General features: G+C 55.9%; 14 protein-coding genes and 1 tRNA gene. 9 read left to right on the plus strand and 6 right to left on the minus strand.

Features of this window, described 5'->3' with window-relative positions:
- The first annotated feature begins 51 nt into the window (after nt 1–51).
- The 3 genes from plsX to AAC060_RS03395 all read left to right on the plus strand — a co-directional run bounded on the left by plsX (nt 52) and on the right by AAC060_RS03395 (nt 3,213).
- The gene (gene plsX, locus AAC060_RS03385) at nt 52–1,095 is read left to right on the plus strand and encodes a phosphate acyltransferase PlsX (RefSeq protein WP_339822883.1); all 1,044 of its coding nucleotides are present in this window, start codon (nt 52–54) and stop codon (nt 1,093–1,095) included.
- A complete protein-coding gene (locus AAC060_RS03390; RefSeq protein WP_339822884.1) occupies nt 1,092–2,060 on the plus strand; it encodes a beta-ketoacyl-ACP synthase III in 969 nt (322 codons plus the stop codon). Before plsX ends, AAC060_RS03390 begins: the two co-directional genes overlap by 4 nt.
- Before the next feature lie 112 nt (nt 2,061–2,172).
- Complete coding sequence (locus AAC060_RS03395; protein ID WP_339822886.1) at nt 2,173–3,213, plus strand: helix-turn-helix transcriptional regulator; 1,041 nt, start codon at nt 2,173–2,175, stop codon at nt 3,211–3,213.
- A gap of 21 nt (nt 3,214–3,234) precedes the next feature.
- Here AAC060_RS03395 and AAC060_RS03400 read toward each other — a convergent pair.
- A tRNA-Val gene (locus tag AAC060_RS03400) sits at nt 3,235–3,309 on the minus strand.
- 43 nt (nt 3,310–3,352) lie between these two features.
- Nucleotides 3,353–3,730 (minus strand): response regulator, encoded by a 378-nt coding sequence (locus AAC060_RS03405; protein ID WP_339822888.1) that lies wholly within the window; start codon nt 3,728–3,730, stop codon nt 3,353–3,355.
- 138 nt (nt 3,731–3,868) lie between these two features.
- On the opposite strand from AAC060_RS03405, the gene AAC060_RS03410 reads away from it, so the two are divergent.
- Nucleotides 3,869–4,756, plus strand: a complete 888-nt coding sequence (locus AAC060_RS03410) for an N-formylglutamate amidohydrolase (RefSeq protein WP_339822890.1) — start codon at nt 3,869–3,871, stop codon at nt 4,754–4,756.
- Nucleotides 4,757–4,986: 230 nt separating this feature from the next.
- Here the strand turns inward: AAC060_RS03410 and AAC060_RS03415 are convergent, their stop codons facing one another.
- The gene (locus tag AAC060_RS03415; RefSeq protein ID WP_339822892.1) at nt 4,987–5,772 is read right to left on the minus strand and encodes a SapC family protein; all 786 of its coding nucleotides are present in this window, start codon (nt 5,770–5,772) and stop codon (nt 4,987–4,989) included.
- 52 nt (nt 5,773–5,824) lie between these two features.
- Nucleotides 5,825–7,273 carry an FAD-binding oxidoreductase gene (locus AAC060_RS03420; protein WP_339822894.1) on the minus strand — a complete coding sequence of 483 codons (1,449 nt, stop codon included), beginning with the start codon at nt 7,271–7,273 and terminating at the stop codon, nt 5,825–5,827.
- Between the two features lie 177 nt (nt 7,274–7,450).
- Here AAC060_RS03420 and AAC060_RS03425 point away from each other — a divergent pair, with 177 nt between their 5' ends.
- Both AAC060_RS03425 and AAC060_RS03430 read left to right on the plus strand, forming a co-directional pair.
- The gene (locus tag AAC060_RS03425; protein WP_339822896.1) at nt 7,451–7,957 is read left to right on the plus strand and encodes a hypothetical protein; all 507 of its coding nucleotides are present in this window, start codon (nt 7,451–7,453) and stop codon (nt 7,955–7,957) included.
- Nucleotides 7,958–8,064: 107 nt separating this feature from the next.
- On the plus strand, nt 8,065–9,498 hold the full coding sequence (locus tag AAC060_RS03430; RefSeq protein ID WP_339822898.1) for a DEAD/DEAH box helicase: 1,434 nt from the start codon (nt 8,065–8,067) through the stop codon (nt 9,496–9,498).
- Between the two features lie 39 nt (nt 9,499–9,537).
- Here AAC060_RS03430 and AAC060_RS03435 read toward each other — a convergent pair whose 3' ends face one another.
- Together AAC060_RS03435 and AAC060_RS03440 are read right to left on the minus strand one after the other, a co-directional pair.
- Nucleotides 9,538–10,137 carry a hypothetical protein gene (locus AAC060_RS03435; RefSeq protein WP_339822899.1) on the minus strand — a complete coding sequence of 200 codons (600 nt, stop codon included), beginning with the start codon at nt 10,135–10,137 and terminating at the stop codon, nt 9,538–9,540.
- Nucleotides 10,138–10,263: 126 nt separating this feature from the next.
- Nucleotides 10,264–11,691 carry a sigma-54 dependent transcriptional regulator gene (locus AAC060_RS03440; protein WP_339822900.1) on the minus strand — a complete coding sequence of 476 codons (1,428 nt, stop codon included), beginning with the start codon at nt 11,689–11,691 and terminating at the stop codon, nt 10,264–10,266.
- Nucleotides 11,692–12,004: 313 nt separating this feature from the next.
- Between AAC060_RS03440 and AAC060_RS03445 the strand changes: the two genes are divergently transcribed.
- From AAC060_RS03445 to AAC060_RS03455, 3 genes are read left to right on the plus strand one after another with little or no spacing between them, the layout of a single operon-like run.
- A complete protein-coding gene (locus tag AAC060_RS03445; RefSeq protein WP_339822901.1) occupies nt 12,005–13,135 on the plus strand; it encodes a Re/Si-specific NAD(P)(+) transhydrogenase subunit alpha in 1,131 nt (376 codons plus the stop codon).
- A 9-nt stretch (nt 13,136–13,144) separates the two neighbouring features.
- Nucleotides 13,145–13,441, plus strand: a complete 297-nt coding sequence (locus AAC060_RS03450; RefSeq protein ID WP_066743604.1) for an NAD(P) transhydrogenase subunit alpha — start codon at nt 13,145–13,147, stop codon at nt 13,439–13,441.
- Nucleotides 13,441–14,913, plus strand: coding sequence for an NAD(P)(+) transhydrogenase (Re/Si-specific) subunit beta (locus AAC060_RS03455; RefSeq protein ID WP_339822903.1), 1,473 nt, complete (start codon nt 13,441–13,443; stop codon nt 14,911–14,913). Before AAC060_RS03450 ends, AAC060_RS03455 begins: the two co-directional genes overlap by 1 nt.
- Nucleotides 14,914–14,931 lie beyond the last annotated feature (18 nt).

Genomic DNA, 14,931 nt, shown 5'->3' on the forward strand with positions numbered 1-14,931 from the left:
CAGCTAGTCTATCGACTTCTGACGCGCAATTAAGGGGAATAACTGGTGGGAATGAGGCCGCGAATCGCGATTGATGCGATGGGCGGAGATGAAGGCCCGCGCGTCATGGTTGCTGGCGCTGCGCTTGCGCGGCACCGCCATGCAGGCTTCCAGTTTCTTTTCGTCGGTGATGAAGCGCAGATCAGAGAAGCGCTCAAGGATCATCCCAATCTCAGCGCGGCATCGGATATTTTGCACGCGCCGGATGTTGTGTCCGGCGACGACAAGCCGAGCCAAGCGCTGCGCAAATCCAAAACAACGTCCATGGGCATGGCCGTCAATGCCGTGAAGACCGGTGAGGTTAGCGCTGCGGTCAGTGCTGGCAATACCGGTGCTCTCATGGCCATCGCCAAGCTGGCACTGCGTACGATGCCGGGCATTGATCGCCCCGCGTTGTCGGCATTGCTGCCGACGATGAAAGAGACAGATGTTGTCATGCTCGATCTCGGCGCCAATACCGAATGCAACAGCCGCAATCTGGTGCAATTCGCGGTGATGGGCGCTGCCTACAGCCGGATCATGCACGGTTTTGACCGGCCCAAAGTGAAATTGCTGAATATCGGTACCGAAGAAGCAAAGGGTACCGGTACGATACAGGAAGCCGCGGCTACGCTGAAAGGCGCCGCTGGCCTGCATATGAATTTTCTCGGATTTACCGAAGCGGACAAGATCTCCACCGGGGAGGTGGATGTGATAGTAACCGACGGTTTCTCCGGCAATGTGGCACTCAAGGCGCTGGAAGGCACGGCGCGGTTTGTCACCGATCTGCTCAAGCAAAGCTTTCTCAGTAGTCTCCGCTCCAAAATCGGGTTCCTGATTTCCCGGCCGGCAACCGAGATGCTGCGTGACCAACTGGATCCCAACAATCATAACGGGGCAGTATTTCTTGGCCTGAATGGCGTGGTCGTAAAAAGCCATGGCAGTGCAGATGCAAAAGGCGTGGCCAATGCGGTCGAAGTTGCCGCTCGTCTCGTGGAGGATAGTATATTGGAACGCATTAGCGAAGATCTGACGAAAATCAGCGAAGCAGCCCCGGTGGCTGAGGTGACGAAATGAGTGATTCCGCCAGACGTTCGGTCATCAAGGGAACCGGTTCAGCCTTGCCGCGAACCCGCGTCTCCAACGCCGAACTGGCGAAGCGGGTCGACACAACCGACGAATGGATTGTCGAGCGTACCGGTATAAAATTCCGTCATATTGCCGAAGATGACGAGACGACATCCAGCCTGGCCATCGAAGCGGGCGAAAAGGCCATGCAGGCCGCAGGCTTGTCCGGCTCTGATATCGATTTGATCATCGTTGCAACGGCAACACCCGACCAGACATTTCCTGCAACCGCCACTATCGTTCAGGACGCGCTGGACTGTAATGGCTGCGTCGCTTTTGATGTGGCTGCGGTATGCTCCGGCTTCCTGTACGCGCTTTCGGTAGCGGACAGCATGATCCGGGTCGGCAGCGCGCAAAATGCGCTGGTGATCGGCGCAGAAACATTCAGCCGCATACTCGATTGGGAAGATCGCGGAACCTGCGTACTCTTCGGAGATGGCGCGGGTGCGGTTGTGCTTGCGGCCGAACAGGGTGAAAGAGGCGTCCTCGCCACGCGTCTGCACGCTGATGGCGCACATAATCAGCTATTATATGTTGATGGCGGAGCCGGAACGACCGGAACGGTTGGCAAGCTGCGTATGAAGGGCCGTGAGGTTTTTCGTCACGCCGTCGTCAATCTGGCTTCGGTCCTGAAAGAAGTTCTGGAAGAAGCAGGAGAATCGATCGAGAATGTCGACTGGGTTGTTCCTCATCAGGCCAATGCCCGCATATTGGACGCCACTGCGAAAAAGCTGAATCTCCCTCCTGAAAAAGTAATCAAGACCGTCGATATACATGCCAATACTTCGGCAGCATCGGTCCCTCTCGCTCTGGATACCGCTGTGCGGGACGGTCGGATCAAGGCCGGAGATTTGCTGGTTCTGGAGGCTATGGGCGGCGGATTTACCTGGGGAGCCTCGGTTATCCGTTATTGAACATGCTGTTTTCGCACGAAAATTGTTCTTAATTTTACATCTTCGTCGTCAATTTTACATTTTTGTCGAAAGCCAGTTGAGAATATACTATTCTGCGCCCTAGCTTGGCAATATGGTCTATCCAGAATCTACAAGTTTAACGATTTCTGCCCAGTTTCTATATCGCGTCTATCTCAGCTGTCATGCTCTTCAAGCGCGCAAACCCCAGCTATTGAATGCACTGCAATGTTCTGAAGCGGAACTGCGAGATCCCGGCTATCAGCTGAGGGATGAGTCGATCGCCAGTCTTTGCGCGGCCGCACGGGAAGAACTCAACCGCACAGATATTCATTCGGCGATCGGCAAGCAACTGGTTCCGCAAGGGTTTTCCGACCTTGGATTCTCTGCCTTTTTCCAGTCCAATTTTGGCGAAGCGCTGATCCAGCTCGTAACAGAGCAGGGATTGGGCGGTGAGCAGCCAATCGTAAAACTCATGCCCCTCTCTTCCGGTGACCGCCTTGTTTGGAACGATGACACCGCGGTCTCCTCCGACCTCGTCCATATCGTCTTTGCGCTTGTCTATCATTGTGGCGAATCGTTGGCCGAAAGACGTTTCCAGACCGTGAAAGCAGCGCATTTTGCCCACCCTCGACCCGAAGGGTTCAGGGGGCTTGAGGAGGCCGACTCGAAGGCCGATCCAATTCCCTGTCATTTCAATCGACCGTCCACTTATCTCGAATATCATCGATCGGCGATGACCAAGTCATTGCCGCGTTACAATCCAGCAATAGTCTCGGCTACCGGGAGCCAGAAGGCGGTTTTTTCTCGAGGCAGATTCGAACGGGAAAATCTCGTGAAACTGACCTATGAATATCTATTGTATCTCCTCGACAAATCGGGTCTCAGTCTCGACGCTGCGGCCATAACATTTGGTATGGCAGAGCGGACATTGCGCCGTAAACTGGTGGCAGAAGGCATCTCCTATCGTCAGTTGCTGGAGCAGGTCAGACGGGACACCTGTCGTCTCTATTTTCTCGAGGGAACGAGAAACCTGTCCGAAATAGCGGCAAAACTGGGATATAGTGAATTGAGCGCCTTCACCCGCGCTTACACAAGCTGGTATGGCCATCCGCCGAGTCAGGACACCGGCACGGCGACAGCACTCGCCGCCTGAGGATATAATCATACCGTGAAATGGTGGGCGTAGAGAGAGTTGAACTCCCGACCCCTTCGATGTCAACGAAGTGCTCTACCACTGAGCTATACGCCCACGCTGGAGGCCGTCTAGCCAGCCGCTTCGACTGGCGCAAGGCTTAATTCAAGTCGCTGATACTGTCCGGTTCAAACAGCCGGTCAACCTCGAGAACCAGATCGCGCAAATGGAAGGGTTTCGACAAAATTTTTGCTTTCGGAACCGATTGTCCTGCGCGTAATGTTACGCCGGAAAAACCGGTAATAAACATGACCTGGGTTTCCGGACAGACCGAGGCGCAATGCTGCGCCAATTCGATTCCATCCATTTCCGGCATCACGATGTCCGTCAAAAGAAGGTCGAATTTTTCCGATTCGAGTAACGGAACAGCCGCAGTTCCGCGGTCCACAGCGACAACTTCATAGTTGGCTTTCTCCAGAGCCCGTGTAAGATGCTCACGCATCGCCCGTTCATCTTCCGCGAGGAGAATCCTGATCATTTTGTCGCGCCCTTCCGAATATGTCTGATTTCAGACCGGCGATTATGCCGAGGCCGCTATATAAGTGCAAATCGGTTAATTTTTTCCCGAGATCGATAATTTTTTTGCTGGTTCGTGGCAGCATTTCAGGGAACGAACATGACTAACACCGATCCTGTTAGGCATTTGCCCGCGGTGTCGGCCTTTTCTCTGACCAATGTCGACGCGTTGAAATTTCCGGTGCTGGTCAGCGTGTCTCACGCCGGCCGGGAATATCCGGCAGAGCTGCTCGACAATCTGAACGTTCCAGCTTCCCATCTCCTCCGGCTGGAAGACCGCTATGTCGACCGGCTCGCGGCGTCAGCCATTGCTTCCGGATTTCCGACGATCATTGCCCGAAAGCCGCGGGCGTGGGTTGACCTCAATCGCAGTCGCACGGAAATCGATCCGGACATGGTCGTCGGTATGGACCCGGCACAAACACCACGAATCAGCAGGAAGGTCAGGGGTGGTCTGGGCATTGTGCCACGCCGTCTGCACGGTGCTGGCAATCTCTGGCGGGAGAAGTGGCAGTATCAGCATGTGCTTGACCGGATCGAGCAGGACCATGAACCCTATCATCTGATGGTCGAGCATATTCTCGAACGGATCCGATCCGCTTTTGGCTGCGCGCTTCTGTTGGACTTGCACAGCATGCCGTCGGTATTTGACGAGAATCGCAGCCAAATCGGCTTTGTTATCGGTGATCGCTTCGGTCGTAGTTGCGAATCGCGCTATGCCGAACTGACGGGAGGCCATTTCCGTGCGGAGGGCCATCATGTTCAGGCAAACCATCCCTATTCCGGTGGCTATATTCTGGAACGCCATGGCAAGCCCCAGCGCAATATTCATGCCTTGCAGATCGAAGTGGACCGGGCCCTGTATCTTGATGAAAGTCTTCGCGAGCCCGTTGCGTCGGCGCCGGTCATTGCGGAATTGATTCGCAATTGTTGCATGATGCTCGCGGAACAATTGTCCGCCCGTGATCAGCTCGAAGCAGCGGAATGAGGAAGTATCAATAAAAAAAACCACCTCGCCGGTTAGGCGAGGTGGCCAAGGTTCAGGGAGGTGGCATTTCAAAGAAATGCCTGCATGGATCCGATCGGGGGATGCAGACCCATACAGGATATTATGTGGGCGCTATTGAAATGACTTTCAAGTCCCAATCACCGGAATATTATTCAGCTCCTGCCGCCCCGGTTCGACCGAACCGGAAGCGGCTGATATCAGCGCTGTGCTTAGGCCGGAACGGTCGGCGCTTCCGTCACTTGTGGCATTTTTCCGGCGCTAACCTGTCTTGCGAAAACTTCGCGCATCAACTGTAGCGAGAAGAGATGGGCGTAGATCAATGGCAACATGCCATTCTGGTTGATCTTGCGGAGCTCGTCGCCGCGCATGTCGCGCAGCTTCTCTTCGTTGACCATTTTAAATCCGCGATAGACGAAGGGTTTTTCAACGCCGGTCTGTTGAATGGAGACTTCGCCATCCATCAACAGGCCCAATTTTTCCAGTTCCTGGACAAATTGACCGGTCCGTTGGCCGGCCTGTTCAAACTGCTCGCAGAAATTCAGGATATTCTTTGTGGTTTCGCTGGGCTGATCCTTGTCAAACAGCGCATCGCCTTCCTTGTGATCACCGATCGCATCGGTTGTCGGGTCAAAGCAAAGCGAAAGCTCATCTGCATCCGGACGCAATTTTGCGAGCATAAAGGGATAGCGGCGGACGTAGGCCGGAACATAGGCCGGTTCGCTGAATTTACCATCGTCGCCCATAAACGTGTTCACGCCTTCGTTCAGACCCATGAGAATCAGGGGAACACTATTTTCACCAACTGAAAACACGATTGGATAGCTGCGCGCGGCGTTGATGAATTCATCCGAGGTAATCGGAATGGCATGCTGAGTTTGCATGAAGGACGCGTTGTCGAGTCCTTTGACTTTCCATTTCGCGTGCTCGTTGGAGTTGAGCGGGACGAGGTCTTTGTAGAACATTGGTAGTGCTTGCGCTTGCGACGTGCTCGCCATGGTCAAATTCTCCGAAAAAATTTCTGTTGAAGCCGAATAGTTATCTTGCGCTTTAAGAGCCTGATTGGTCCGACGCAAGAGGAACGAGTTTGCCCGGGTTCATAATGTTCTTTGGATCGATCGCGGTTTTTATCGCGCGCAGAACAGAGAGGCGGGCATCGGACGATAGTCGCTCCAGCTCTGTGCGTTTGCTCTGACCGATACCATGTTCTGCCGATATCGAGCCGCCTGCTGCAATGACCAGATCATGGACCAAGGGGGTTATCTTCTGGCTATATTCCCGAGCCCAATCTGGAGATTGTGCACCCGGTGGGGCTTTTACGTGAAAATGGACATTGCCGTCTCCCATATGGCCAAATGCTAGAGCCTTGGTGCCCGGGAATTTTGCTTCGATGACCGGAGACGCTTCGTTGATAAACCGGGCCATGCCGGGAACCGGAACGCTTATGTCATGCTGCAGCGCCGGACCATTGGCACGTTCTGCTTCGGAGATGGAATCCCGGATCTTCCAGAAATCCTCCGCCTGCCGTTCGCTGGTCGCGAGCGTTGCATCTTCGATCAAGTCCCGTTCCAATGCGGTTGCGAGCAGGCCTTCGATCACGGATCGCGGACTTTGTGCATCCGGATTGTCGCGTATAATCTCGATGAGCACATGCCAGCGATGCGCGCCTTCCAGTGGCGAGCGGGTGCCCGGGATATGACGCAGCACCGAAGCCAGGCAGGTCTCGGGAATGATCTCAAAACCTTCCAGCGATTGTGGCGCCCGGCTATTGAGGAACCGGAACAGCTGATAGGCCTCGTCTGTGCTGTCGACCGCAGCCCAGGCAACGCAGCGATCGACCAGAGCGGGCACGGTTTTCAATGTTGCGGCCGTTACGACCCCCAATGTGCCTTCGCCGCCCACGAATAATTGTTTCAGATCATAGCCGCGATTGTCCTTTTTGAGCGCGGCCAGTCCGTCGAAGATGCTGCCGTCTGGTAATACGCCCTCAATGCCAGCCACCAGCGCGCGCATCGTTCCGTGGCGCAACACCTGGGTACCGCCAGCATTTGTGGAAACCAGTCCGCCGACCGTCGCGGAACCTTTGCCGCCGAGGGTTAGCGGGAATCTCTGTCCTTCTGCTGCGAGGGCGTCGTGCAGATTCTGGAGAATCACGCCGGCCTCGCACACCACCAACTGGTCTTCCGGCGCTATCGTGCGAATCTGGTTCATGCGGCGGAGCGACAGGAGGATCGACTGGCCGTCGGCATCAGGCGTAGCGCCTCCGACCATGCCGCTATTGCCGCCCTGTGGAACGACCGATATCGCGTTTTCATTCGCAATCTTCAATATGTCAGCTGTTTCCTGCGTGGTGGCAGGAGAGACCATGGCCACCGCCGCGCCGGTATAACGCCCCCGCCAGTCGGTGAGCCAGGGCGCCATATCATCGTCGGCAGATGTGAAGCCCTTCGCGCCGACAACCGACTGCATCTGTTCCTGCCATTTTGCCGTTTTTGGCATATTTCTACTCCTGCATTGTCGGCTCGCTAATTCGCTCTATGATATTCGAAACACCGTAAGGGGCTATCGAGACTGGCAAATTGACGCAAGACGAGACAATAGAAGACAATTCGTCAGTTCATGCAATATTCAATCGCCGTTGATATAGCGAAGGCAAGGGTTAATTAAGGGATTTCGGTGAGTCTGTCACTTATTGCGATATTGCTGCTCTCGGTGCCAGATGCGCGCGGGATGCAGCCTGCGGACATTTTGTCTGCCGACAGTGATGCGGCTGGCGTCTCTGTGCCCGCCCGCCCGCTTGTCTATGCGCAGGTCCGGATCGAAAAGCGGGTGATTATCCGGGTGCCGCGCCAGCGCCCCAGTTCATTGGCGCCAAGGGCTGATTTTTCACAAGATGTCCCACAGCAGACCTACAAAGAAAAGAAGATAGGAAAATGTCTGCCGATGAACAATATCCTCGGTGTGCAGATGTTTGCGGATCAATATCTCGACCTGCTGACGCGAGACCGCAAGCGGATCAGGGCGCAGCTTGAGGAGAATTGCCCGTCGCGCAGTTTCTATTCCGGTTTTTACATGGAAAAGTCGAAAGATGGAAAAATATGTGCCGGCCGCGATATCCTGCACTCGCGCACCGGGGCCAAATGTGAAATTGAACGTTTTCGCGAACTTGTCCCGCAGCGCTAGATCAAGCGAGAAAGCTTGACAAATTCGGGATATGCGACCATTGCCCGGCACGGCCGAAAGGCTAAGACAGGATGCAAGGGTGCATCCTATATTTTTCCGGAACTACTATGAAATTTGCCGATCTCGGCCTGTCTGAAGAATTGCTGAAATCCGTAGCCGAAGCTGGCTATGACGAACCGACGCCGATTCAGGCGCAGGCCATCCCCCCCGTATTGATGATGAAAGATATCATCGGCATTGCCCAGACCGGCACAGGCAAGACCGCGAGTTTTGTGCTGCCAATGATAGACATTCTGGCACATGGCCGATCGCGAGCGCGGATGCCGCGGTCGCTGATCCTTGAGCCGACCCGTGAACTGGCGGCGCAAGTTGCCGAGAATTTCGAGAAATATGGCAAGAACCATAATCTCAGCATGGCGCTGCTTATCGGCGGCGTTTCCATGGGTGACCAGATCAAGGCACTGGAAAAAGGCGTCGATGTATTGATCGCGACACCGGGCCGGTTGATGGATCTGTTCGATCGCGGACGGATTTTGATGTCGGGCTGCGAATTGCTGGTTATCGACGAAGCGGACCGGATGCTCGACATGGGCTTCATTCCCGATATCGAATCGATCTGCTCGAAACTGCCGGCGACGCGCCAGACGATGCTTTTCTCGGCAACCATGCCGCCGCCGATCAAGCGATTGTCGGACCAGTTTCTCAACAATCCGAAATATATCGAGGTCTCTCGTCCGGCAACGGCCAACACTTCGATCGATCAATCGCTGATGGAGGTCGCTCCGAAGGCCAAGCGCAAGCTGATCGTCGACATATTGGATCATGAAGGCGTCGATACCGCGATCATTTTCTGCAATCGCAAGACCGAAGTTCGGGATCTTTGTCAAAGCCTGCGCAAGGACGGTTTTGATGCCGGGCAGATTCATGGCGACATGGATCAAAGTTCGCGTCTCGCGGAACTGGACCGTTTCAAGTCTGGTGAAATCAATATTCTATGCGCGTCCGATGTTGCCGCCCGCGGGCTGGACATCAAGGGCGTCAGCCATGTTATCAATTATGATATCCCCTGGCATCCCGATGATTATATCCACCGGATTGGCCGTACCGGCCGTGCGGGTGCCACCGGCGTTGCGATCACCTTTGTGACCCGCAGCGATGCGGAGCATGTCGATAGCATCCAGAAGCTGACCGGCATGACAATCCCGATCCGTTCGGAACGCAAGGGTAGCAAAGGCGGCGATTTGCCGACTGGCAAGGCTCCGGCTAAGTCCGCCTCTGACAAGCCCGCTTCGGGCAAATCAAAAGCGCCACGGCGTGATGATGCACCCAAGAAGCCACGACAGGATGACCGGCCGAAAAAGGCGCAGCAAGACGAGGCTCCAAAGCCGCCACGGCAGGACGATGCGCCGAAGAAGCTGGCTCGCGCTGCCAAGGTCCGCGAAGAAAAGCCACCTGTGGTTCAGGACAGCAATGACGACGGTATCGATGATGGCTGGAACGGCCCGATGCCGAGTTTTCTAGGTGCCAAGCTCAACCGCTAGGCAAATGTCAGGCTTGAGATAGGTTCAGGCGCCAGGCCGCTATTTCAGCGTCAGGCTGTCCAGAATTGTCGAGGCCAGTGCGTCGGTCGACTTGGCTTGATCAGCGGCATAGGTAATTTCCGCCTGCACCATCGTGCCATCGGGCTTGCGGAGCAGACGCTGGCTGGATTTCAGACCGTTGGTCAATATGCCCGAAGCGCGATATTCGTTCTTGCCGACCGGTGCGCCCTCCATGGCGTCATTGCCATCTTCGATTGCCTGGACCGCTTTGCTCCAGGCGGCGTCTTCGCGATTTTCCACCCAGCTGACCGCCAGCTTGGTGCCGCTCACCGTTTCGGTATATACTTGGCCATTGTCGTCGCTCGCCGATTTATCGACGGTCCAGCCGCTCGGAACCATGATGGTGTAGCCGCGCAGAGCGTTGGCATAGCTTTCCATGCTGGTGAGATCGATCTCCGCCTTCGCGCCATCGCCCTCTGCCGCTTCCTGACGGATCGCCTCACTCGCCGCATCGGCTTGCTTCGCGAGTTCTTCGCTGGATGGAACATCGCCCACCGCTTCCTGTTTCCCGCAGGCAGAGAGGAGCAAAGCGAGCATCAGGGCTGCGCCGACTGGAAGATTTGGAAGCATGTTTTTCATGAAAGCAGACTTAAGGCCCGCGGTGGCAAACATCAATGGCGATGTTGGATTTCCCGCATTTGCCGTTGTCCGGAAATGTCAAATCCAACAGGATCCAACATAAGATCCAACAAAAAAATACCGGAATTATGCGGCGTTATCGATGCCCAGATCGGCCAGCTTGCGATAGAGCGTCGAGCGTCCGATACCCAGCCGCCGTGCCACTTCGGTCATCCGGCCGCGATAATGGCCGATGGCCAGGCGGATTACGTCGGCTTCTATTTCTTCCAGCGGACGCAAATTGCCGTCTTCGCAATATAATGTGATGCCGATACCCTCCGGGCTGCTGATCAGATGCGATCCGTCATTCCCGGTTTCGGCAACAAACGAGGCGATCTGCGGAAATTCGTCGCAGGTCAGGGCATTGCGGTCGCACATGACCGCGGCACGGAACAGCACGCTTTGCAATTGCCGGACATTGCCGGGCCAGCGATAGCTGCGCAGCAGGTTCAGCGCTTCGTCGGTAATGCCAAGGCTGCGCAGGCCCGGCTGCAGCGCGAGGCGGGCGAGGAAGTGACGCGCCAGTGCCGGAATGTCGCCGGTCCGGTCGCGGAGTGGCGGAATGGTCAGCTGGACGACATTCATCTGGTAATAGAGATCTTCGCGGAAATTGTCCTTTTCGACCTCCCGCTGCAATTTGCGATTGCTTGCCGCGATGATTCTGACATCGAGCTGGAAGCTGTTCGGGCTGCCCAAAGGCTGGATATCCGAATGTTTCAGGAAGCGCAGCAGGCGGACCTGGGTTTCGGGTGGAATACGGTCGACCTCGTCGAGGAAAATCGTGCCACCTTCGGCTTGCTGGAGCAGTCCGATCTTGCGGTCAAACGCGCCGGTGAAGGCGCCTTTTTCGTGACCGAACAGGATTGAATCGAGCAGATTTCCGGTGATCGCGCCGCAATTGAGCTTGAGCATCGGCTGTTTGGACCGCGGGCTGGCGGCGTGGATGGCGTCGGCAATGACTTCCTTGCCAACCCCGCCTTCGCCTTCGATCAGCACCGGAACGCGGGCGCGGGCGGCCTTGGCGGCTATCGCCAATGCGGTGCGGAAAGCTGGCGTTGCGCCGACGATTTCTTCAAATTCGAGTGGTACCGAAATTTTCTCGGTGAGCGGCCGCAATTCGCCGTCTTCTCTGGATGATTCGACTGCGGCGTCGAGCGCCTTGAGCATCAGTTCCGGGGCAACCGGCTTGATCAGATAGTCGGTGGCGCCTGCGCGTACGGCATCAACGGCTTCGGAGATCGAGCCAACGGCGGTCAGCATCAGGACCGGCAGGGCTGGCCGGCGGGATTTCAGTTCGGCGATCAGTTCGGTGGCTTCCGAACCCGGCACCCAATGATCAAGAATGATAGCGTCGAGCATCATCCCGTCCTGCGTGCCCAGCGTCGCAATCGCGGTTTCCGCGTCGCGGGCGAAGATCGTCCGGAAACCGGCCCGTGAGGCCAGCGCGGAAATCAACCGGCATTGCGCCGGTTCATCATCGATGAGCAGCAGTAATTTGGTGCCGTTTTGTGCCATTTCTATCCCGATTGTCCCAAATTGAGGCATATCCATAACGGCAACCGGTAAAGAGCCGATTAAAGGACGGATAAATTTTCTATCCAAAATGACGGTGGGTAAGACTTGAGCAGCGGCTAATATAAGGTTACACATCGCGCCGGATTTGAACAAATATGAAAAGATGGGGAAGTCATGACATCGAATAATAATTTTGGCGCAGCTGAGGAATCCTACAACCGTTTCCTGTCACTGCTGAAAATCGGAACAATCGGATCCGTTCTTGTAGCGACATTGGTGGTTATACTCATATCCTAACTGATTGGAATATTCTGTGAAAATCGCGGTTTTAAAGGAACTCGCCGATGGCGAGAAGCGCGTCAGCGCGTCGCCAGAAACGGTCAAGAAATTTATCGCGCTCGGTGCTTCCATAACCGTGGAAAAGGGAGCGGGTATTTCTGCGTCGGTTTCCGACAAGGATTATCAGGATATGGGGGCGACAATCGGAACGCGCGCCGCCGTTCTGAAAGACGCCGACATCGTTCTGGCGGTGCAGGGCCCCGACCCGGTTTCCCTGAAAGGCATCAAGAAAGGCGCTTGGCTGGTTGCCAGTCTCAATCCTTTCGGCGAACGTGATCGCGTTGACGCTTATGCCAAGCTGGGTATTGATGCGCTGGCGATGGAATTCATGCCGCGGATCACCCGCGCGCAGTCGATGGACATACTCTCGTCGCAATCCAACCTGTCGGGTTATAAATCCGTCCTCGAAGCCGCCGCCCATTATGGCCGCGTCTTTCCGATGATGATGACCGCAGCGGGTACGGTTTCCGCCGCGCGCTGTTTCATCATGGGGGTCGGCGTTGCCGGCCTGCAGGCGATTGCCACCGCAAGACGCCTCGGCGCCCAGGTCAGCGCGACCGACGTGCGGGCCGCAACCAAGGAACAGATTCAATCGCTCGGCGCGAAACCGATATTTGTTGAATCGGTCGAAGGCATCGAAGGCGAAGGCACCGGCGGTTATGCCACTGAAATGAGCGAGGAATATCAGAAAGCGCAAGCCGAACTGGTCTCCGCCCATATCGCCAAGCAGGATATCGTCATCACCACCGCATTGATCCCCGGTCGCCCTGCGCCCCGTCTGATTTCGGACGCGCAGATCAAGACAATGCGGACCGGTAGCGTGATTGTTGATCTGGCAGCAGAGCAGGGCGGAAATGTCGAAGGCGCTGTCGCCGGCAAGGTTGTCGTCAAACATGGCGTCAAAATTATCGGCGCGAATAATATGCCATCGAGCATGGCAGCCGACAGTTCGGCGTTATTCTCGCGCAATCTCTATAATTTTCTCAGCGCTTATTGGGACGAAGAGGCCAAGCGGCCGGTTCTGCCCGATGACGACGAGGTAACAATTGGCATACGCCTGACCAAAGATGGCAAGGTTGTGAACGAGCGCCTTCTGGCGAAATAGGGGTTAGCTATGGACTTTATCTCAATCTTATCAATTTTCGTGATGGCCTGCTTTGTCGGCTATTATGTCGTCTGGTCGGTAACCCCGGCTTTGCACACACCGCTGATGGCGGTGACCAATGCAATCTCTTCGGTGATCATCGTCGGGGCGCTGATTGCAGCGGCCGCGGGATCGCAGGCTGATGGTGGGCAGACCGCCAAATGGCTGGGTCTGGTCGGCGTTGTGCTTGCCAGCGTGAATATTTTTGGCGGCTTTGCCGTGACCGAGCGGATGCTCGCAATGTACAAGAAAAAGGAGCGCAAATAATGCGATTTGCATTGATTGGCGCCTCCGCGCTTCTCTTCTCTACCCCTGCGCTTGCCTCGTCCGGCGAGCCGGTGAATCCCTGGGTCGCCACCGCTTATCTGGTAGCCGGTGTTCTCTTCATTCTCGCTTTGCGCGGCTTGTCGTCGCCTGAATCGAGCCGGACGGGCAACCGTTTCGGCATGGTCGGGATGCTGATTGCCGTGGTCACAACCTTGTGGACCCACAGTATTGCCAGCCTGCCGGAAATCGCCGGTGCCATTGCCATTGGTGGCGCGATCGGTTTCTTCACCGCGCGCCGTATCGCGATGACCGATATGCCTCAGCTGGTTGCCGCATTCCACTCGCTGGTCGGTCTCGCTGCCGTGCTGGTCGGTATTGCTGCCTATCTCAATCCCGGTGCCTTTGGCATATTGGATGCGACGGGTGAAATACTGACGGTCAGTCGCGTCGAACTGGGCCTTGGCGTTGCCATTGGTGCAATCACCTTCTCCGGTTCGGTTATCGCCTTTCTGAAACTCAACGGCAATATGTCGGGCGCGCCGATCATGCTGCCGCTGCGTCATGTCATCAATCTCGGCGTATTGGGCGCGATCATCGGACTGACCGCTTATTTCGCGATTGCGCCGACCGTCGGTACGGGCGCGATATTCTGGACCATCGTGGGCTTGAGCTTCCTGATTGGCTTCCTGCTGATCATTCCGATCGGCGGCGCGGATATGCCGGTGGTTGTGTCGATGCTGAACAGCTATTCCGGCTGGGCGGCAGCGGCGATGGGCTTTACCCTCGGCAATACCGCGATGATCATCACCGGCGCGCTCGTGGGTTCGTCCGGTGCGATCCTGTCCTACATCATGTGCAAGGCGATGAACCGCAGCTTCATCAGCGTGATCGCCGGCGGCTTTGGTGCGGAAGCAGCCAGCAGCGATGGCGCAGCGAAAATCGACCGCCCGTGGAAACGCGGTTCGGCCGAGGATGCCGCCTATATGATGAAACAGGCCGAGAGCGTGATCATCATTCCAGGATACGGTATGGCCGTGGCGCAGGCCCAGCACGCTCTGCGTGAAATGGGCGATATGCTGAAAGAGCAGGGCGTCAGCGTCAAATATGCGATCCATCCGGTAGCGGGTCGTATGCCCGGTCATATGAACGTGCTGCTGGCCGAAGCCAATGTGCCCTATGACGAGGTGTTCGAGCTGGAAGATATCAACAGCGAATTTGCCCAGGCCGATGTTGCGTTCATTATCGGTGCGAATGACGTGGTCAATCCGGCGGCGAAAACCGACAAGGGATCGCCGATTTACGGTATGCCGGTGTTCGATGTCGAAAAAGCCAAGACGATATTCTTCGTCAAGCGTTCGATGGGCGGCGTCGGCTATGCCGGGGTCGATAACGAGGTCTTTTATATGGACCAGACCATGATGTTGCTTTCCGACGCGAAGAAAATGTGCGAAGAAATTGTAAAGGCGCTCTAGACGCCGACTTCGGATTTT

It is taken from the genome of uncultured Parasphingorhabdus sp. (assembly GCF_963975555.1).
GTDB lineage: Bacteria > Pseudomonadota > Alphaproteobacteria > Sphingomonadales > Sphingomonadaceae > Parasphingorhabdus.

Coding starts and splice junctions, on each gene's coding strand:
- plsX (WP_339822883.1), top strand. CDS start 52: ATGAGGCCGCGAATCGCGATTGATGCGATGGGCGGAGATGAAGGCCCG.
- AAC060_RS03390 (WP_339822884.1), top strand. CDS start 1,092: ATGAGTGATTCCGCCAGACGTTCGGTCATCAAGGGAACCGGTTCAGCC.
- AAC060_RS03395 (WP_339822886.1), top strand. CDS start 2,173: ATGGTCTATCCAGAATCTACAAGTTTAACGATTTCTGCCCAGTTTCTA.
- AAC060_RS03405 (WP_339822888.1), bottom strand. CDS start 3,730: ATGATCAGGATTCTCCTCGCGGAAGATGAACGGGCGATGCGTGAGCAT.
- AAC060_RS03410 (WP_339822890.1), top strand. CDS start 3,869: ATGACTAACACCGATCCTGTTAGGCATTTGCCCGCGGTGTCGGCCTTT.
- AAC060_RS03415 (WP_339822892.1), bottom strand. CDS start 5,772: ATGGCGAGCACGTCGCAAGCGCAAGCACTACCAATGTTCTACAAAGAC.
- AAC060_RS03420 (WP_339822894.1), bottom strand. CDS start 7,273: ATGCCAAAAACGGCAAAATGGCAGGAACAGATGCAGTCGGTTGTCGGC.
- AAC060_RS03430 (WP_339822898.1), top strand. CDS start 8,065: ATGAAATTTGCCGATCTCGGCCTGTCTGAAGAATTGCTGAAATCCGTA.
- AAC060_RS03435 (WP_339822899.1), bottom strand. CDS start 10,137: ATGAAAAACATGCTTCCAAATCTTCCAGTCGGCGCAGCCCTGATGCTC.
- AAC060_RS03440 (WP_339822900.1), bottom strand. CDS start 11,691: ATGGCACAAAACGGCACCAAATTACTGCTGCTCATCGATGATGAACCG.
- AAC060_RS03450 (WP_066743604.1), top strand. CDS start 13,145: ATGGACTTTATCTCAATCTTATCAATTTTCGTGATGGCCTGCTTTGTC.
- AAC060_RS03455 (WP_339822903.1), top strand. CDS start 13,441: ATGCGATTTGCATTGATTGGCGCCTCCGCGCTTCTCTTCTCTACCCCT.